The organism is Nocardia callitridis, from assembly GCF_039543305.1.
In the GTDB taxonomy this organism is placed as follows: domain Bacteria; phylum Actinomycetota; class Actinomycetes; order Mycobacteriales; family Mycobacteriaceae; genus Nocardia; species Nocardia callitridis.
Window position 1 is genome coordinate 283,591 of record NZ_BAABJM010000001.1, and the last position, 17,570, is coordinate 301,160.

Annotated in this window: 18 protein-coding genes; 6 read left to right on the forward strand and 12 right to left on the reverse strand. The window is 66.4% G+C overall.

Translation table 11 applies throughout. The features are described 5' to 3' along the window. Positions 1-80: 80 nt before the first annotated feature. The 3 genes from dapC to ABEA50_RS01280 form a co-directional block, all read right to left on the reverse strand. Positions 81-1,193: a succinyldiaminopimelate transaminase gene (dapC, locus tag ABEA50_RS01270; protein WP_345493095.1), complete on the reverse strand. Its 1,113-nt coding sequence runs from the start codon at positions 1,191-1,193 to the stop codon at positions 81-83. Next, a complete protein-coding gene (fdxA, locus tag ABEA50_RS01275) occupies positions 1,193-1,516 on the reverse strand; it encodes a ferredoxin (protein ID WP_345493096.1) in 324 nt (107 codons plus the stop codon). Before fdxA ends, dapC begins: the two co-directional genes overlap by 1 nt. Before the next feature lie 593 nt (positions 1,517-2,109). Then, a complete protein-coding gene (locus tag ABEA50_RS01280; protein WP_345493097.1) occupies positions 2,110-4,719 on the reverse strand; it encodes a bifunctional FO biosynthesis protein CofGH in 2,610 nt (869 codons plus the stop codon). Positions 4,720-4,954: 235 nt separating this feature from the next. Here ABEA50_RS01280 and ABEA50_RS01285 point away from each other — a divergent pair, with 235 nt between their 5' ends. Next, the gene (locus ABEA50_RS01285; RefSeq protein WP_345493098.1) at positions 4,955-5,476 is read left to right on the forward strand and encodes a PH domain-containing protein; all 522 of its coding nucleotides are present in this window, start codon (positions 4,955-4,957) and stop codon (positions 5,474-5,476) included. Next, complete coding sequence (locus ABEA50_RS01290; RefSeq protein ID WP_345493099.1) at positions 5,473-7,035, forward strand: PH domain-containing protein; 1,563 nt, start codon at positions 5,473-5,475, stop codon at positions 7,033-7,035. The genes ABEA50_RS01285 and ABEA50_RS01290 overlap by 4 nt, the downstream gene beginning before the upstream one ends. A 149-nt stretch (positions 7,036-7,184) precedes the next feature. On the opposite strand, the gene ABEA50_RS01295 is transcribed toward ABEA50_RS01290, so the two are convergent. The 7 genes from ABEA50_RS01295 to typA form a co-directional block, all read right to left on the reverse strand. Beyond that, positions 7,185-7,628 (reverse strand): hypothetical protein, encoded by a 444-nt coding sequence (locus ABEA50_RS01295; RefSeq protein WP_345493100.1) that lies wholly within the window; start codon positions 7,626-7,628, stop codon positions 7,185-7,187. Between the two features lie 38 nt (positions 7,629-7,666). Further along, positions 7,667-7,825 carry a hypothetical protein gene (locus tag ABEA50_RS01300; protein WP_345493101.1) on the reverse strand — a complete coding sequence of 53 codons (159 nt, stop codon included), beginning with the start codon at positions 7,823-7,825 and terminating at the stop codon, positions 7,667-7,669. A 57-nt stretch (positions 7,826-7,882) separates the two neighbouring features. Then, entirely contained in the window at positions 7,883-8,200 is a 318-nt protein-coding gene (locus ABEA50_RS01305) for a type II toxin-antitoxin system PemK/MazF family toxin (RefSeq protein WP_345493102.1), read from the reverse strand. Then, on the reverse strand, positions 8,194-8,397 hold the full coding sequence (locus tag ABEA50_RS01310; protein ID WP_345493103.1) for a hypothetical protein: 204 nt from the start codon (positions 8,395-8,397) through the stop codon (positions 8,194-8,196). Before ABEA50_RS01310 ends, ABEA50_RS01305 begins: the two co-directional genes overlap by 7 nt. A gap of 19 nt (positions 8,398-8,416) precedes the next feature. Further along, on the reverse strand, positions 8,417-9,289 hold the full coding sequence (gene mshB / locus ABEA50_RS01315; protein ID WP_345493104.1) for an N-acetyl-1-D-myo-inositol-2-amino-2-deoxy-alpha-D-glucopyranoside deacetylase: 873 nt from the start codon (positions 9,287-9,289) through the stop codon (positions 8,417-8,419). After that, on the reverse strand, positions 9,286-11,028 hold the full coding sequence (locus ABEA50_RS01320) for an ABC transporter family substrate-binding protein (protein ID WP_345493105.1): 1,743 nt from the start codon (positions 11,026-11,028) through the stop codon (positions 9,286-9,288). Before ABEA50_RS01320 ends, mshB begins: the two co-directional genes overlap by 4 nt. 153 nt (positions 11,029-11,181) lie before the next feature. After that, on the reverse strand, positions 11,182-13,080 hold the full coding sequence (typA, locus tag ABEA50_RS01325) for a translational GTPase TypA (protein ID WP_345493107.1): 1,899 nt from the start codon (positions 13,078-13,080) through the stop codon (positions 11,182-11,184). Positions 13,081-13,236: 156 nt separating this feature from the next. Here typA and ABEA50_RS01330 point away from each other — a divergent pair, with 156 nt between their 5' ends. Next, on the forward strand, positions 13,237-13,413 hold the full coding sequence (locus ABEA50_RS01330; RefSeq protein ID WP_345493109.1) for a hypothetical protein: 177 nt from the start codon (positions 13,237-13,239) through the stop codon (positions 13,411-13,413). A 56-nt stretch (positions 13,414-13,469) separates the two neighbouring features. Beyond that, positions 13,470-13,766: a 4a-hydroxytetrahydrobiopterin dehydratase gene (locus tag ABEA50_RS01335; RefSeq protein ID WP_345493110.1), complete on the forward strand. Its 297-nt coding sequence runs from the start codon at positions 13,470-13,472 to the stop codon at positions 13,764-13,766. On the opposite strand, the gene ABEA50_RS01340 is transcribed toward ABEA50_RS01335, so the two are convergent. After that, positions 13,705-14,967: a mannosyltransferase gene (locus ABEA50_RS01340; RefSeq protein ID WP_345493111.1), complete on the reverse strand. Its 1,263-nt coding sequence runs from the start codon at positions 14,965-14,967 to the stop codon at positions 13,705-13,707. The genes ABEA50_RS01335 and ABEA50_RS01340 overlap by 62 nt on opposite strands. Before the next feature lie 344 nt (positions 14,968-15,311). Between ABEA50_RS01340 and ABEA50_RS01345 the strand changes: the two genes are divergently transcribed. Beyond that, complete coding sequence (locus ABEA50_RS01345; RefSeq protein WP_345493112.1) at positions 15,312-16,094, forward strand: Rv1157c family protein; 783 nt, start codon at positions 15,312-15,314, stop codon at positions 16,092-16,094. A gap of 151 nt (positions 16,095-16,245) precedes the next feature. Further along, a complete protein-coding gene (locus tag ABEA50_RS01350) occupies positions 16,246-16,608 on the forward strand; it encodes a hypothetical protein (RefSeq protein WP_345493113.1) in 363 nt (120 codons plus the stop codon). A 22-nt stretch (positions 16,609-16,630) separates the two neighbouring features. Here the strand turns inward: ABEA50_RS01350 and ABEA50_RS01355 are convergent, their stop codons facing one another. Then, a complete protein-coding gene (locus ABEA50_RS01355) occupies positions 16,631-17,347 on the reverse strand; it encodes a DUF1906 domain-containing protein (RefSeq protein WP_345493114.1) in 717 nt (238 codons plus the stop codon). Positions 17,348-17,570 lie beyond the last annotated feature (223 nt).

Sequence of the window (17,570 nt, forward strand, 5' to 3'; positions counted from 1 at the left end):
ACGCTCCGCTTCAGCGGAACCGCTCGGCCAAGAATTTGCCAGCCAGAATTTTCCGACCGGAGACCCCGCAAGCCCCGCGCTCAGTCGCGCAGTCGCTCGACCGCCGCCGCGATCCGCTCGTCGGTCGCGGTGAGCGCCACCCGGACATGCTCGACACCCGAAGGCCCGTAGAAGTCGCCCGGCGCGGCGAGGATGCCACGCTCGGCCAACCAGTCGAGGGTGGCACGGCACGGTTCACCCCTGGTGGACCAGAGATACAGACCCGCCACCGAATCATCGACCCGGAAACCCGCCTGTTCCAATGCCTTCCGCAGCACCTCGCGCCGCGCACGGTAGCGCTCGCGCTGACGTGCCTCGTGCGTGTCGTCGCCGAGCGCCGCGGTCATCGCCGCCTGGATCGGCAGCGGCACCATCATCCCGGCGTGCTTGCGCACCGCGAGCAACTCTCGCACCAACTCCGGGTCGCCGGTGACGAAACCGGCGCGGTAGCTGGCCAGGTTGGAGGTCTTCGACAACGAGTGCACCGCCAACAGGTTGGTGTGATCCCCCCCGGACACCGCGTCATCGAGAATCGAGGGCGCAGTGCCCTCCCAAGTCAGCCCCAGATAACACTCGTCGGAGGCGACGATCACATCACGCGCACGCGCGAACTCGACCACCTTGCGCAGATGCTCGACCCCGAGCACCCTGCCGGTCGGATTCGACGGCGAGTTCAAGAAGATCAACGCGGGCTTGCGCGGGCCGATGCGGGTCAACCCGTCGGCGCGCAACACCTCCGCGCCCGCGAGCAACGCACCCACCTCGTAGGTCGGATAGGCGACCTCGGGGATCACCACCAGATCCTGCGCGCCGAGCCCGAGCAGCTGCGGCAGTCCCGCGATCAACTCCTTGGTGCCGATCACCGGAAGCACCGCCGAGGGATCGAGGCCAGCGAGACCGAAGCGTCGCTTCATCGCCTCGACCGCCGCCGTGCGCAACTCCACCGTTCCGTGCGTGGTCGGATAACCGGGAACCTCGGACACCGACGCCAACGCCGTCCTGATCAACGGATCGACCGGATCCACCGGGGTGCCGACCGAAAGATCGACGATGCCGCCGGGATGGGCCGCAGCCTTCGCCTTCGCCGAGGCGATGGTGTCCCAAGGGAATTCGGGCAGTAATTCGCTGACCCGACGACGTGACGCCACCGGCATTACTCCTGCGCCATCGGCGGCAGTTCCTTGATCAGGGGTACGTCGTAGTCGACCAAGCCGACCTTGGTCGCGCCACCGGGCGAGCCGAGATCATCGAAGAAATCGACATTCGCATTGACATACCCGCTCCACTGATCCGGGGTGTCGTCCTCGTAGAAGATCGCCTCTACCGGGCAGACCGGCTCGCACGCACCACAGTCGACGCATTCGTCGGGATGGATGTAGAGCATGCGCCCGCCCTCGTAGATGCAGTCAACGGGACATTCCTCGATGCACGCCTTGTCCTTCACGTCAACGCACGGTTCAGCGATGATGTACGTCACTGCCGTTCTCCTAGTCTGTCCTCACCTGCGGGGACGGTTCGCCCGGCGAAACCCTATCCACAGCGCCAACGCTACACGTGGCCAGCCTGCCCTAACCTGGGCTGGCCGCGCGGCATCGGCCCCCGTCATCGCAAAACGGTCGGAGACCGGGCGATTACCCGATTTCGTCACCGTTCGTCCCACCTCGTCGTGGGCGAGTTTCGATCTTGTCGTCCTTATTGTCGCCGGTCCGGCCGCGCCGGTGCATACCGCCCCGGCCACGGCGTGACGAATCCGATCACCGACCCGAACACGGCCTATCGCCAATCAGATTCCTCACCGTTGGACCGACCGATCGCTATCCCACCGGTCGCCGCTCCCACCACGCCGATACATACCGCCCCAGCCACGGCATGACGAATCCGATCACCGACCCGAACACGGCCTATCGCCAATCAGATTCCTCACCGTTGGACCGACCGATCGCTATCCCACCGGTCGCCGCTCCCACCGCGCCGATACATACCGCCCCAGCCACGGCATGACGAATCCGATCACCGACCCGAACACGGCCTATCGCCAATCAGATTCCTCACCGTTGGACCGACCGATCGCTATCCCACCGACAGCGGCAGCGCCGACACCTTGCGCTCCGGGTGTTCCGGCACGCCATACAGCGTGGTCCGTTCGCGTGCTGGACGCCCGATACCCGTTGCCACCTCGGTCAACTCCGCGACCGTCTTCGCCGAACCATGCTGCGAACCGGCCATCCTGGAGATGGTCTCCTCCATCAGCGTGCCGCCCAGATCGTTGGCGCCGCTGTTGAGCATCACCTGCGTTCCGGTGTTGCCGAGCTTCACCCAACTGGTCTGGATATTGGCGATTCGGCCGTGCAGCATGATGCGCGACAGCGCGTGCGCCGCCTGGTTGTCCCGATTCGTCGGCCCCGGCCGCGCCGCGCCCGCCAGATACAACGGCGAGCTCTGATGCACGAACGGCAGCAGCACGAATTCGGTGAAACCACCGGTCTCGTCCTGGATTCCACGCAACACCCGCAGGTGGCCGACCCAGTGCTTCGGGTTGTCCACATGCCCGTACATCATCGTGGAACTGGAACGCAGTCCCACCTGGTGCGCGGTGGTGATCACCTCGATCCACGCCGAGGTCGGCAGCTTGCCCTTGGTGAGCACCCAGCGCACCTCGTCGTCCAGGATCTCCGCGGCCGTGCCAGGGATGGTGTCGAGCCCGGCCTCCTTCAGCGCGATCAACCAATCACGAATGCTCTGCCCGCCGCGCGAAGCACCGTTGACGATCTCCATCGGGCTGAACGCGTGCACATGCATCGAGGGCACCCGCGCCTTCACCGCGCGCACCAGATCCGCGTAGCCGGTGACCGGCAGATCGGGATCGATACCGCCCTGCATACACACCTCGGTGGCGCCGTCCACGTGCGCCTCCCACGCCCGGTCGGCAACCTCCTCCGTACTCAGGGTGAACGCGTCCGCATCCCCCTTGCGCTGGGCGAAGGCACAGAAACGACAACCGGTGTAGCAGATATTGGTGAAATTGATATTCCGGTTCACCACGTAGGTGACGTCGTCGCCGACGGTGTCGCGCCGCAATTGATCGGCGAGCGCGGCGACCGCTTCGAGATTCGCACCCTCGGCCGTGGCCAACGCCAGGTACTCGGCGTCGCTGAGCGCACCGGGGTCACGCTCGGCCGCGCGCAGTGCGGCGAGCACCTCGGAGTCGAGTCGTTCCGGCGCCGTGACAGCCAGGTCACGAGCCTGCTCGCGAATGGTGTCCCAATCGCCGAAGGCGCCGATGAGCTCGCTGCCGAGCCCGGAATCGCTGCGGCTCTCGGTATTACGCCCCTGGGTGTCGATCTCGGTATTGAGATCGACCCGACCCGCCGACTCCCACGATTCGTCCGGCTCCTGCCACGGCAGACCGGTCGGGATCGCGTCGACGGTGGCCAGACCGGTCTCCCGGTCGGTCAGCGCCGCCACGTGCGCACCGATCCTGGGGTCGATCCACGGGCTGCCAGCGCGCACGTACTTCGGGTGCGCCGAAGTCCGCTCGACCAGCTCGTATCCGGCGGCCGCGGTGATCTCACGCAAGGTATCCAGATCCGGCCACGGCCGTTCCGGGTTCACATGGTCCACCGTTACGGGCGACACCCCGCCCCAGTCATCGATGCCCGCATCGATCAGGTCGAGGCAGTCCTGCTGCGAGACCAGATTCGGCGGCGCCTGCACCGCCACATCGGGGCCCATCAGCAGCCTGGTAACGGCGACGGCGGCGCGGAATTCCTCGATTCCCGCGTCGGGGACACCGCGCATGGCGGTGTCGTCCTTGGCGCGGAAATTCTGCACGATCACTTCCTGGATGTGCCCGAAAGCCTTGTGCTGCTTACGAAGCGCCATGATCGAGTCGGCCCGCTCGGCGACCGTCTCACCGATGCCCACCAGAATGCCGGTGGTGTAGGGCACCGAGAGACGACCGGCGTCGGTGATCGCACGCAACCGGACCTCGGGGTCCTTGTCCGGGCTGCCGTAATGGCAGTTGCCCTTCTCGGTGAACAACCGCGACGACGTCGTCTCCAGCATCATGCCCATCGACTGCGACACCGGTTTGAGCCGAGAGATTTCCTCCCACGACAGCACACCGGGATTCAGGTGCGGCAGCAGGCCGGTCTCCTCCAGCACCAGGATCGACACCGCGCGCAGGTAATCGAGCGTGGAGTCGTAGCCGCGCTCGTCGAGCCACTGCGCGGCTTCCGGCCAGCGGTCCTCCGGCCGATCACCCAGCGTGAACAGCGCCTCCTTACAGCCGAGTTCGGCGCCGCGACGCGCGATATCCAGCACCTCGTCCGGCTCCAGGAACATGCCGTGGCCCTCGGCACGCAGCTTGCCCGGCACGGTCACGAAGGTGCAGTAATGGCATTTGTCCCGACACAATCGGGTCAGCGGGATGAAGACATTGCGTGAATAGGTGATCGTCTTCGAACGGCCCGCCGATGCCAGGCCGGCGTCGCGCACTCTGGCGGCGCTGCGGCTCAAATCGGTGAGATCGTCCCCGGTCGCGTGCAGCAGCACGGTCGCCTCATCGACGTTCAATGTGACGCCGTCACGGGCTCGCCGCAACGCCCGGCGCATGGCCGATGGCGTTGGCGGTGCGGTCGGAACGCTCAGGTTGGGTAAGTCGGTCACGTCTTCGATCATGCGCTACACATCCGGAACTGTCTCCCTCCAGAGGTTACGAATCAGCATGGTGAGCACACGGTGGCCGCTCAACACACACACGACCGCGCGGGGCCATCGGCGAGGCGCGGTCGTGAGCGTTCACAACCTCGGGGAACTCGGGCCTATTCCATCCGGCGGCACCGAATGTCTTTCCAGCGTTCACCGCGGGCGACGCTGCGCCACCCCGCCGCGCGGGTCATGGGACCATGGCGAGATGTTCGAGCCATCCGAGCCGAGGGCGGCAGCGCCACAGACCATCATGGCCGCCCCCGCCTGGCGACCGAGCCCGAAGGCCAAGCTGCTGTGGGGGATCAAGGCCGCGATCGTCTGGGTGGTGCTGTTCGTGGTGCAAATCGGCTATGCGATAGCCGATTCCGCGCATCTGGCGATCCACCTCGTGATTCTCGTGCTCACGGTATTGTTCGCCGTCGCACACGTCGTCGGTGTTCCCTCGTGGCGCTACCGGGTCCACCGGTGGGAGATCACCGACGAGGCGGTCTACATCAGGGTCGGCTGGTTCAGTCAGTCGAGCAGGGTCGCGCCGATTTCGCGAGTGCAGACCGTCGACACCGAGCGCGGACCGCTGGAACGGCTGTTCGGGTTGGCCACCGTCACCGTGACGACGGCGTCGTCGGCGGGGGCGGTGCGCATCTCCGAGCTCGACAACGACGTCGCCGAGGAAACCGTCCTCCGGTTGACCAGGATCGCCTCGCTACACCGCGGAGATGCGACATGAGCGAGCCGGTCGCCGGTACACAGGACCAGCAGCCATGGTTACGGCTGGACAAGCGAATGTTGTTGGTATATCCCGTCACCGAGCTGGTGAAGTACATTCCGGTGCTCGTCGTGACGGTGATTCTCGGCACCAACAACGGGAACCCGCTGTGGGGTGTGATCCCCCTTGTCCTCGTCGTCGGATTCGCGCTCGCGCGCTGGTTCACCACGACCTACCGGGTCGGCCCGACCCATATCGAGTTGCGCACCGGGGTCCTTCAGCGCAAGAAGCTCTCGGTGCCGCGCGCACGGGTCAGGTCGGTCGACATCGAAGCCGATCTCCTGCACCGGGCACTCGGACTCTCGGTGCTCGCGATCGGCACCGGCCAGCAGACCGAGGACAAGGACAAGTTCAAGCTCGACGCGCTCGATGCCACGCTGGTGCCCGCGCTGCGTGCGGAACTGCTCGCGCATACCGCGGGCGCGCCCGAACCCGCCGACTCGACCGAGAGCCGGGAAAGTCTGTCCGACAACACTTCCGACACATCGCCCCCGCTGCACGAGATCGGACACTGGCAGCCGAGCTGGGTGCGCTACGCGCCCCTGTCCCTGACCGGGTTCGCGATCATCGGCCCCCTCGTCGGCGTCGCGTTCCAGGTCGGGCTCGGCGAGAAGATCTTCGCCTCGGACGCCGTGCACAACGTCGGCAGCGGCGGGGTGCTCGCGATCGCGCTCGGCATCGTCGCGCTCCTCGTCGCGATCGTGGTGGTCGTGAGCCTGCTCGCCTGCTTGCGTTACCTGACAACGTATTTCGGCCTGCGCGTCACCGAGAACGGTCGCACACTACAGTTGCGCCACGGGCTGTTCACGACCCGGCAGATCACCCTCGACCTCGCCAGATTTCGCGGCGCGACGCTCCAGCAACCGCTGCTGCTTCGCCTCGCCGACGCCGCCGAGCTCAGGGCCATCATGACCGGTGCGAGCCCGAGCCAGAAAATCCTGCCCCAGGCACCACGCGCTGCCGTGGAGCACACCCTGAGCCATCTCTTGTCGCCAACCACGGTGGGCGACAACGAGAAAACGCTGTGGGCACCGGACGACGCCGGGCCCGTTCGCGTACCGCTGATCGCGCACGGCCCGCTCGCGCGCCGCCGCCGCTATATCCGCGCGATGGTTCCGGTCGAGGTCGTCGCCGTCGCGCTCTTGGTGATCACGCTCGTCATCGATGGCGTCTCACCGTGGTGGTGGCTACTGCCGATTCTTCTGGTCCCACCGTCGATCGCACTCGCCGAAGATCGCTATCGCGGCCTCGGCCACGCGGTCATCCCCGCCACCGCGACCACCCCCACCTGGCTGATCACCCGCTCGGGCTCTCTCGATCGCAACCGAGACTGCCTCGAAGCTCCCGGCATCATCGGCTGGACCGTCCACCAAACCTTCTTTCAACGCCGACTCGGCCTGGCCACGGTGATCGCCGCGACGGCGGCGGGCAGCAAGCACTACTTCGTCGTCGACATCCCGCTCGACGACGCGTGGCAACTCATCGAGTCGGTCACCCCCGGCCGTCTCGGTGTCCGCTGAGCCCTTCGGCGCCAACATTTCACGAGCGACTCCGTCATCGTGATCCAGCCCCGAGACGAGGGTCGATCGCGGCGGCGGATCGCAGCAGTCGCGCCCGGTCGATACGACCGGGTCTCATTCGCGGCGAAAGCCGCACTCCGCTGAGGTGTTCAACGGGTTCGAGGGCGTGGCTTTCCGCCGCCAGGGGCTGGTCGATCGCGGCTGAACAGGTTCGCGTTCACGCGGACATAGATGTACAGCAGTGGTGGAACCAGGCCGCAGAACAGCAAAAGGACTGTGCGCCAATTGCTCCCGAGCAGAATGTCACCACCGGGGCCGGTGCTGGCCGAGATCAGGAAGCCGAACGCCCACGCGACGATCGGCAGCGTCATGATGACCATGCGGTGGCTTACCGTGCGCACGCCCATCACCAGCAGCACGTTCACCACACCGGCGAGGACACCCGAGACCGGGACGACCGTCGCGCCGACGTAGGTGGGCAGGAACAGGACTTCCAGCGCGAGGGTGATCAGCGCGTCGAGCACCAGGAAGAAAACGATGACCGGCCCCAGCGCACGCAGTGCAGCCTCGACGCGACCGCGACCGGGTTCCACGGGGGCGCTGTCGCCTGCGTGGTTATCGACCGCCGTCGTCACGGCACCGGTGGGTAGCCGAGGAGGGTGAGCAGGTGGCTCTGCATATCGACGAAACCGTACAGCACCGATAGATACAGGTCATGCGCGGCAGGCCCGAAGGGCCTTGCCCCCTCCACGAGCGCCGCGATGGCGTTCTGGAGATCCCAGTTGTACATGCGTCCAGTCTAGGTCCGCGCGCCGATCGAAGCGGCTGCCAACCGGACCGGAAACACTCAGTTCAACCCCAAGTATCGCCCGATCGTCACATCGAGGCGGGCCATCTCCTCGAGCGAGAGGCATCCCGTCGGCTCGCCCGTCATGTAGTCGACATCTATGGAACAGATCTGATCAACCAGCAGACGCGTTGGCACACCGTCCACTTCGACTTCAGGACGAAACTGCGACGCCCCCGCGCTCGTTGATGTCGGCACTACCGTAACCATGTTCCAGTCGGTCCTCGACAGTACGACACCGTAGCGGCGGCCACGCTGCTCGTGGCCACGATTCGCCGTGCCGACGTCGATGCGGTAAACCAGCCCGCGTATCACCATGCGTCCGGTTCGTTACCGAGGTTCTCACCACTGGCCATGAGTCGGTCGGCATCGGCCTGTGCCACCCGATGCCACCGCTCCCGATCCAGCACCCGTAGAGCACGGCGCAAGACGTCGGAGGACGTCTCACCGGGCTCGGCCAAATCGCGAACTAGTTCCTTGTCGACTTCGGTCGCACGGAACGCGATAGTACTCATAACCGAAGTCTAACAAACGTTAAACGCCAAGGTAGGGGGTGGTGATCCCGGCGAAGAGATCGTTTTCGCGACCGTCAGCATCGACCGGTCCGAGTGCCCCTCGCACCAGGGTGAAGTGCTCCTCGGGCAGTAGTGGCTGGGCGATCAGGTTCGACAGCGCGAACCCACGACCCGACGGCGCGACCGTGACCTGAGTGGCGTGGGCACGGAGCGCGGCACGTTTGGCGGGGAGGGCGGCGCAGATGTCGAGGGTGGTGGTGACGGTGTCGCTCGGGACGCTGGCGAGTTCGTCCTCGCGCGGGAGCCGCCACGCGGACGGAAGCTCGGCCTCGACCAGTGCCGCCGTGCGCTCGCGCAATCGGTCGCCATCGGTGACCGTCCAGTAGAACTTCGGTGTGTCCCAACCGAGTTCGGCGGCGGTGTGCACCGCTTCGGTCGTAATCTCATGTGCGCGAATGTGATCAGGATGACCGTAGCCGCCGTTCGGATCGTAGCCGACCACCACGCTCGGCCGTAGTTCCAGCACGATCTTCGTCAACGCCTCGACCGCCTCGGCACCCGAGCGCACGAAGACGCCCGGCTTGTCCGCCGCCGGTGTGCCCGCCATTCCGGAATCACGCCACCGACCCGCACCGCCGAGGAATCGTGGCGGCGCGGCGTCCAAAGCGTCCAGGGCACTGGTCAATTCGAGAACTCGGTAGCCGCCGAGTTGGTCGGCACGATCGGCGACAAGGCCCGCCCATCGCTCGCCGATCACCTCACCCTCCTCGCCGAGCGTGCAGGTCACCACCGTCACCGGAACGCCGAGCGCGCTGTAGTGCGCGATCGTGCCACCGGTCGTGATCGATTCGTCGTCGGGGTGCGCGTGCACCAGCAGCAGGCCGCCGGTCATGGCAGCTTGTGCCAATTCGCGGCGTCACCGAAGATGCCGACCTGGATCGCTCCGCTCAGCGACGCGCCATCCACCCTGGGACCAGAGGCGGCCACCACATTGTCCTGCACGATCGGCAGCACCGTCGACAGGTCCCACAGCTTCGGTTCCAGGTCCGCGATCACCCGCCCGACATCCTGGCCGCGCAACGCCTCATCGATCGCCGGTTGCAACGCGGGATCACACACCCCGGACAGATTGCTCGGTGCGCGCTTGGCCGCCTCCGCCGTCGCCTGGGTATCCGGTTGGCCTTCGACCGGAGGCAATTCCGCTGGCGGGCAACCGAATCGGGAGGCCAGAGCGTTGGCCGGGTCCGAACCCGCGGTCTCCCAACCGACGATCGCGTCGACGGTACCCTCCACCAATTCCTTGCCGTACAACTCGTCGGCGGCGACGCTGCGCACCGTGGCATCGATTCCCGCGCTGCGCAATTGGTCGGCGGCGGTGTTCGCGACCGCGAGCGCGGTCTCGTCCTTGTCCACCGCGCCGATGCGCACCGACAACGGCTTGCCCTCCTTCACGATCTGCCGCGGGCGTGGCGCGGGCGAGGTCGTCGAGGTGACCGGCGGCGGTTCCGGCGCACGGCCGAACCCGGCCTCGGACAACAGGCCGAACGCTTCGTCGGGGGACTTGCGCGGCGGCGCGGTCGGCGCGTAACCGGGATCCGACGGCGCGAGAATTTGCGCGCGCACCGGGTCCACCCAGTCGCCGGTCTGCGCACCCACCGTCGCCAGCAGCGCGGGATCGAGCAAGGCCAGCACACCGGCACGCACCCGTGGATCGGCCAGGTCGCCGGAGCGCCCGTTGAGCACGAATTGCAGCAGCCGCGACTGCGGCATGATCGCGGTACGCACCGAGGGAATCGCCCCCAATTGGGCACGGGTGGCGACACCACCATGCACCAGGGCCATCTGTACGTCACCGGTGCGCAGCGAACCGGCCAGCTGCGCCGTGGTGCCGCCGCGACGCAGCAGAATCTGATCCGGCACCGCGGGTGTACCCCAGAATCGGTCGTTGCGCTCGAGCATGATCTCGTCGCGACCAGGATCCGAGGACCGGATACCGAAAGGCCCACCGGAGACGCGCACGCCGGTGAACTGTCCGTTCATTCCCCGCGAGAAACCACCCGGCGCGTCCTTCAACAGATGCGAAGGGAGCAGATTGTTGAACAGCTCGCGCCAGCCGGGATACGGCTGGGTCATGGTGACGGTGACGGTTTTGCCGCCGGCCGAGGAATTCACATCGGAGATCAGCCGATACCCCGCCGGGTCCACGACACCGGGTTCGGAGATCATCTCCTGCCACAGGAATCGGAAGTCTTCCGCGGCGATCGGCGCACCGTCGGACCACGACGCCTCATCACGCAGCTTGTAGGTGATGGCGAACGGACCCTCCGCGGTCACATCCGCCGATTCGACCAGCGACTGGTCGGGCACCCACGCCGAGAATCCCGGTGCCTCCGGATTCGGCACCGGCCGAAACGGACTCGGCAACACCAACGAGGCGATCGCCGAGGTGGCGGGTGATTGATCGGACCGAAGATGCGGGTTGAACGCGGTGCCGATGGTGTCGAGCGCGACGATCACGGTCGTCTCGGCCGGTTTCACCACCGTGGTCTTCGGACTATCGGTGCTCTCGATGGGCGGCGGCGGATTCGCCGCGCAACCACCGACCGCGAGCACCACCAGCACCGAAAGCATCGGCAATATCGTGCGCAATATCGTGCGTTTTACCGCGCCCACTTCCACGCTCGGGGACTCTACCGGCCCTCTCGCCACGCGTGGGCTCCGGCTAGCCACCGAGACCACGACACCGTGTCGAACGGTGTCGCGATCCCGGTGTGCGGCAAGCGATTACAGCACCGCCCTGTCACGCGCCTTGCGGCGGGACAGGTCACGGGCACGCTCGTTGGAACCCAGGATCACCTTGCGTACCCTGACCACCTCCGGCGTCACCTCGACGCACTCGTCGCCCGAACAGAACTCCATCGCGGCCTCGAGGTCCAGCTGCAACGGCTTGGCGAGGGTCTCCATCACGTCGGCGGTCGAGCTGCGCATATTGGTCAGCTTCTTTTCCCTGGTGACATTGATATCCAGGTCCTCGGCACGCGGATTGACGCCGACGACCATGCCCTCGTAGGTGTCCGCACCCGGTTCGACGAAGAACTGGCCGCGATCGGAGAGCTGGATCATCGCGAACGGCGTCACCGAACCGGCGCGGTCGGAGACCAGCGAACCGGTGTGGCGAGCGCGAATCTCGCCCGCCCACGGCGCGTAGCCGTGCGAAACCGCGTTCGCGATACCCGTTCCCCTGGTTTCGGTGAGGAAGTCGGTGCGGAAACCGATCAGGCCACGCGAGGGAACGATGAACTCCATCCGCACCCAGCCCGCGGCGTGGTTGCTCATCTGCACCATCTTGCCCTTGCGCGCCGCCAGCAGCTGCGTGATTCCGCCGAGGTGCTCGTCGGGACAGTCGATGGTGAGCTCCTCGAAGGGCTCGTGCACCTTGCCGTCGACCTGCCTGGTCACCACCTGCGGCTTGCCGACGGTCAACTCGAAGCCTTCACGACGCATCTGCTCGACCAGGATCGCCAGCGCCAACTCACCGCGGCCCTGCACCTCCCAGGCGTCGGGACGACCGATATCGAGCACGCGCAGCGACACGTTGCCGACCAGTTCCTGGTCCAGCCTCGACTTCACCATGCGCGCGGTGAGCTTGTGCCCCTGCACCCTGCCGACCAGCGGCGAGGTGTTGGTGCCGATGGTCACCGAGATCGCCGGCTCGTCGACGGTGATGCGCGGCAACGCGACCGGGTTGTCCACGTCGGCGAGGGTGTCGCCGATCATGATCTCCGGAATGCCGGCGATGGCGACGATGTCGCCCGCCACGGCCCGCTCCCCCGGCTGACGCTGCACGCCGACGGTTTGCAGCAGCTCGGTGATCTTCACCTGCTTCACGCCGTCGCCGTGCATCCACGCGACGGTCTGCCCCTTGTTCAGCTCGCCGTTGTGGATGCGAACCAGCGCGAGACGACCGAGGAACGCGGAAGCGTCGAGGTTGGTGACGTGGGCCTGCAACGGCGCGTTCAGGTCACCCTTGGGCGCCGGAATGTTGTTGAGCAGGATGTCGAACAGCGCGTCCAGGTTTTCGGCGTTCGGCGCGTTCCCGTTTTCCGGGCGCTCTTTGGAGGCCTTGCCCTCACGACCCGAGGCGTAGAGCACGGGCAGGTCGAGCGCGAGTTCGGCGGCCTCCGCGGCGGCGTCGTCCAGGTCGGAGGCGAGGTCGAGCAGCAGATCGTGACTCTCCTCGACGACCTCGGCGATGCGCGCGTCGGGACGGTCGGTCTTGTTCACCACCAGGATCACCGGCAGCGAGGCGGCCAGCGCCTTGCGCAGCACGAACCTGGTCTGCGGCAATGGCCCCTCGGAGGCGTCCACCAGCAGCACGACACCGTCGACCATGGACAGGCCGCGTTCGACCTCACCGCCGAAGTCGGCGTGGCCAGGGGTGTCGATGACGTTGATGACGGTTACCGAACCATCGGGGTGATGACGGTGGACGGCGGTGTTCTTGGCGAGAATGGTGATGCCCTTCTCGCGCTCCAGATCTCCTGAGTCCATGACCCGGTCGATGGGCTCGGCGCGTTCGGCAAAGGCACCCGACTGGCGCAGCATGGCGTCGACCAGCGTCGTCTTGCCGTGGTCGACGTGGGCCACGATGGCGACGTTGCGAAAATCGCGTGCAGACGACACGCTGGAATCCTCCTGCTGTTAGGTGTTGGTACCGGCCGACCCCTGCAAACAGGTGGTGAAGCGAAGACTCACCGGCATTGCGGCCAGGTCATAGCGTAGCGGCAATCGGACCAACCCCCGGTGTCAGCCCCCAATACTTAGGTTAAGCTAACCAACGTGGGCAAGGTGAAGGCGAAAGAGGTCTCGAGCCTCAAGCCGAAGAAGAAATGCTGTCGCAAGAAGACGCGCTGCGTGAAATGCCCTGTCGTCGTTATGCGCATGAAGAAGTGCGAAGCCGCAGGCATCAGCGGCAAAGACCTGCGCAAGGCGTTGAAGCAGGCACGCGCGGCCTGAGCGGAATTCGTCGCGCGTTCACCCCGGCTCGGCGCAGACCGGAGTAGAACCGGGTTATGACATCACCGCTGCTGAGCGAGACCGAAATCACCGAAATCCTCACCGAACTGCCGGACTGGACCCGCCGAGGCGAGGCCATCACGCGCACCGTGGAGGCGCCGACATTTCTCAGCGGAATCGAATTGGTCCGCAGAGTCGGCGACATCGCGGAGGCCAACGATCACCATCCCGATATCGATATTCGGTGGCGGCGCCTCACCTTCACCCTGTCCACCCACTCGGCGGGCGGACTCACGTCGAAGGATGTGCGACTGGCTCGGGAGATCGATCGGCTGGCCTCGGCGACCGCTTGACCGCACGCGCCGCCCAGATCATCCACCCCCACAACACGAGCACGCCGAGCAGATCGACCGCCCCGAACCATGCCAGCCACGCGGGCCGGGGGATGGTCCAGATCGACTCCTGCGCGAACGACAAGATCCACGGCACGCCGACCAGCGCGTTCACCAGCCAATACCCGGCAATGATCTTCGCACCGACCACTGTGCGCAGCGGACCGTAGACCAACCACAGCACGGTCGGCAGCAACCACACCCAATGGTGTGACCAGGAGATCGGCGACACCAACAGCCCGAACAGCTGCACCACGATCAGCGTGCCGAGCAGGTCACCCGGCCGCAGTGAACGCCACGTGAAGTAGGCGAGCACGGCCACGATCAGCACGCCGAGGAGCCACCACACCCCGGATTCCACGTCGTAACCGAGGATTCGGCTCAGCGTTCCGCGCAGCGACTGGTTCCACACCGAACCCACCGGGCCGATCCGGTCGGCGTCGCCGAGCAGCGTGCCGAAATACTGTCGTGCTTCGCCCGGCGCGATCAGGAAGCTGCCGCCGACGGTCGCGGCGAAGACCAGTGCCGAGCAGACCACCGTCGCCCAGCGGCGGCGCGCGACGAAGTAGAGGCCGGTGATCGCCGGTGTCAGCTTGATGCCCGCGACAATGCCGACCAGTCCACCCGAGAGCCACCACCGCGAGCTGCGCACCGCGATCATCGCGCCGAGCACGAGAAACACATTGACCTGGCCGTAGTCGATGGTCGTTCGCACTGGCTCGAACCACAGCCCGACCGCCGTCCACCCCACGCTCGCCGCACGCCATCCCGGTTCGCTGGCCAGCCGCGCGCCGAGGATCAATTCGAAGCTGATCCTTACGACGCCGTAGAGCGCGGCGGCGATGGCGAACAACCAGCCGATCGCGACCACCGTGAACGGCAGGTAGTGCAGCGGGAAGAAAACCAGCGCGGCGAAGGGTGGATAGGTGAACGGCAGCGGGAAATCGGGGGTTTTCTCCGCGTAGGTGAAGTCGTAGAGGTGCTCGGTGAGCAATGCCGCCGAGCCGTCGACGTAGACGTGCAGATCGACAAGATTCATGCCGTTGGGCGCCAACAACATCCAGAGCAATCTGGCCGCGATCGAGAGGCCGAGCGCTGGCAGTGCCCAGCGCAGATGTGCTGCGGTCGGGGCGCGGCCCGGCCGGGCACTCTGGAGATTCACATCGCAGGCTTTCGACTCGGCGGCGGTGGGTCGACCCCGACACCCACGATTACGGGGGCGTTCGCGGACAGGAGCGGAGGGCACCGACTAGATTAACGGTCGTGTGTTTCGCCGTTACCGCGCCCTCACGTCGACCACGTGGGTATCAGTGAATAACATTTGCATCAACATTCACATCCGTCACATTCAGGCGCGCTATGTTTCTTTCGTCTATGGCATGAGTCGCGGGCGCTGCGGCTGTACAACCGAGCCGCGATGTCCTTAGAGTGACCCCGAAACGATGACTTTTGGCCGTGTGGCCGGAGCGTCGCCCAGACGTAACCGAGGTAAGGACGGCTAGACCAGTGCTTCGCACCAGAGCATCGCGGATCGCATTGTCCGCGCTCGCCATCGCGGCGAGCGCCACGCTTGCCGCGCCGATGACAGCCGTCGCGCAGCCCGAGCCTGCCGCCACCCCGCACACCGTGCCGATGGTGCCGGAGGGCGTCCCCGTCGACGGTCTGGCAGCGCTGGCACCCGCCGTCGTCGGCCTGATCGCCAACACGAACGAAGTGGCGACAGGACCGCAGGCCACCCTGCTGGGTGCGGCCCGCAATCTGCTTGGGGCCGTGAACCTTCCGCCCGAGATCAAGTCCACGCTGGAACGCATCATCACCTTCCTCGACGGCAGCGGCGGTGGCGGCCCCGAGCTTCCCGGCGACGGTCCGGTCATCGCGCAGTACCTGTACCCGACCATCGGCAAGGGCTGTATCGGCCCCGGCGCCGATTCGGTGGGCACCGCGCTCGCCGTACCGGGTCCCGCGCAGTTGCCACCACCGGGACCGGCCGCCGGCCAGACCGGATTCGTGTTCACCGCGCTGGGCACCACGGCACCCGCACCCGAACAGACCGCGCCGATGACGGTGCAGTGGCTCAACCTCGACTCCCGCAAGTCCGGCGTCGCGACGCTGACCGACGACGCCAAGATCAACCACCCGGACGGGCCAGCGACGCTCTCGGCGATCGCCGACACCGGCCCCGGTCGGATCGTCTCGGTCGTCGCGGGCGGTCTGACCACGCAGGCGGCGGACGCGGCCCCCATCAGCTGCTCCTTCCTGCCGACGCTCGGATTCTTCACCGTCGCTTGAGAAGCTCGATCGAAAGCTGGCGTCCGCACTGCGCGGGCGCCAGACTTTTTGTCGCGGCCCGGCGGCGCGGTTGAGCGCGAAAGACGACACCCATGGCACATTTGAGTGTGATCCCTGTCTCTACGACGAAGAGTGTGGTAGACCGCTAAACATGGCGAAAATCGATCATCCGACCCCGTCGGGTACCTCGATCCGCAGCAGGCGTTCCCGGCGATCGATCCTGTCGATTCGCTCCGAAGGCTCGATCCTCTCGATCGGTTCCGCGTACTCGGTCCTCTCGATCGGCAGCGTCGGCTCCATCTTGTCGATCGGCTCGATCGGGTCGTTCGGTTCGGGCCTGTCGTCGATGTCGTTCGCCAGTCTCGGCTCCGCGTTGTCCGGCCTGTCGCGCTGGTCGCTCATGTCATGGCGCGGCGATCACCAGTCGCCGGAAACCAGCAGGCCGACACTGTGCGTCGTCGGGGACGGCGAAGCGGAATTGCGCGAGACACCCACCTGCCACTGCCAGACCTAGCTCGGCGAGGACAGCACCGCCGCTACCACTGCCCGTAGTCGGCGGTGAGCGCGTTGTTCAGGTCGATACCGATGCCGTCGAGGGAGCGCTTGTCGACCTCGAACTGGTGGAGATTCGCGGCCGGGTGCACAAAACCCTTGGGAGTGCCCCAATTGTGCTGCCAGTACCAGGAGCCGAGGCCGACGGCCTTCGCCAGCGTGATGGTCGGCGCGTTCGCGTACACGCCCACGCGTTCGTCCCCGAGCACAGAATGCCACCCGCGCAGGTAGGGGGCGATCATGGTGACGAAGTCGGCCTTGGTGGGGTTGTCGTCGATCGAGGCGTAGATCGGTGCGTTGTCGGGTCCGCCCGCGGCCTCGTGCAGTTCGAGGCCGCGCTCGGCATGCCGCTTGCCCGCTTCTTCGCCGCCGCGCCAATCGGCGGTCTGCGCCTTGCCGAATTGGTAGCACGAGACCACGGTGAGGCCCGCCGCGTGCAACAGGTCGACTTCGGTGGCGCGCAGGGGTTTTCCGACCATCCATTCCGCGTCGGGACGGCGGTCGGACACGTACCGGATCACCCCGAGGTGCCCCGCGTCCCTGATGGCGGCGGCCGAGGGAATGCCGCCGGAATAGTCGATCAATGTGCCGAGCGCCGCGTCGGCGGCCGTGGCCGCCCCCGCCCGTGCCGCGACACCGACCGCGGCGGCCGCGACCGCGTAGCCGAAGAGTTCACGCCGAGAAACCGAGAATGACCGCACCGTAGGACTCCTTCGCGCAACCCTGTCATGGATGGCAGCGTGCCCGGCGCGCCTTCCCCAAGACCTCGGATTTCCCGAGATCCCTTGCGCGCCGGGAGCCTCGAACGTGCACTCATTTCACCACACCCCCAGGTGAATCGCCAGACCCACTGGAAACACCCACCACATTCGTCACACGGGTGACAGCTGAACCGCCCGCGCGACCACCCGCCCAGCGCTTCCG

What these genes read in the sequence shown, in the direction of transcription:
- ABEA50_RS01310 (WP_345493103.1), bottom strand. Translation starts at nt 8,397, where the DNA reads ATGAGTACTATCGCGTTCCGTGCGACCGAAGTCGACAAGGAACTAGTT.
- ABEA50_RS01290 (WP_345493099.1), top strand. Translation starts at nt 5,473, where the DNA reads ATGAGCGAGCCGGTCGCCGGTACACAGGACCAGCAGCCATGGTTACGG.
- ABEA50_RS01335 (WP_345493110.1), top strand. Translation starts at nt 13,470, where the DNA reads ATGACATCACCGCTGCTGAGCGAGACCGAAATCACCGAAATCCTCACC.
- mshB (WP_345493104.1), bottom strand. Translation starts at nt 9,289, where the DNA reads ATGACCGGCGGCCTGCTGCTGGTGCACGCGCACCCCGACGACGAATCG.
- ABEA50_RS01320 (WP_345493105.1), bottom strand. Translation starts at nt 11,028, where the DNA reads ATGCTTTCGGTGCTGGTGGTGCTCGCGGTCGGTGGTTGCGCGGCGAAT.
- dapC (WP_345493095.1), bottom strand. Translation starts at nt 1,193, where the DNA reads ATGCCGGTGGCGTCACGTCGTCGGGTCAGCGAATTACTGCCCGAATTC.
- ABEA50_RS01350 (WP_345493113.1), top strand. Translation starts at nt 16,246, where the DNA reads ATGGCGAAAATCGATCATCCGACCCCGTCGGGTACCTCGATCCGCAGC.
- ABEA50_RS01305 (WP_345493102.1), bottom strand. Translation starts at nt 8,200, where the DNA reads ATGGTGATACGCGGGCTGGTTTACCGCATCGACGTCGGCACGGCGAAT.
- ABEA50_RS01285 (WP_345493098.1), top strand. Translation starts at nt 4,955, where the DNA reads ATGTTCGAGCCATCCGAGCCGAGGGCGGCAGCGCCACAGACCATCATG.
- ABEA50_RS01300 (WP_345493101.1), bottom strand. Translation starts at nt 7,825, where the DNA reads ATGTACAACTGGGATCTCCAGAACGCCATCGCGGCGCTCGTGGAGGGG.
- ABEA50_RS01280 (WP_345493097.1), bottom strand. Translation starts at nt 4,719, where the DNA reads ATGATCGAAGACGTGACCGACTTACCCAACCTGAGCGTTCCGACCGCA.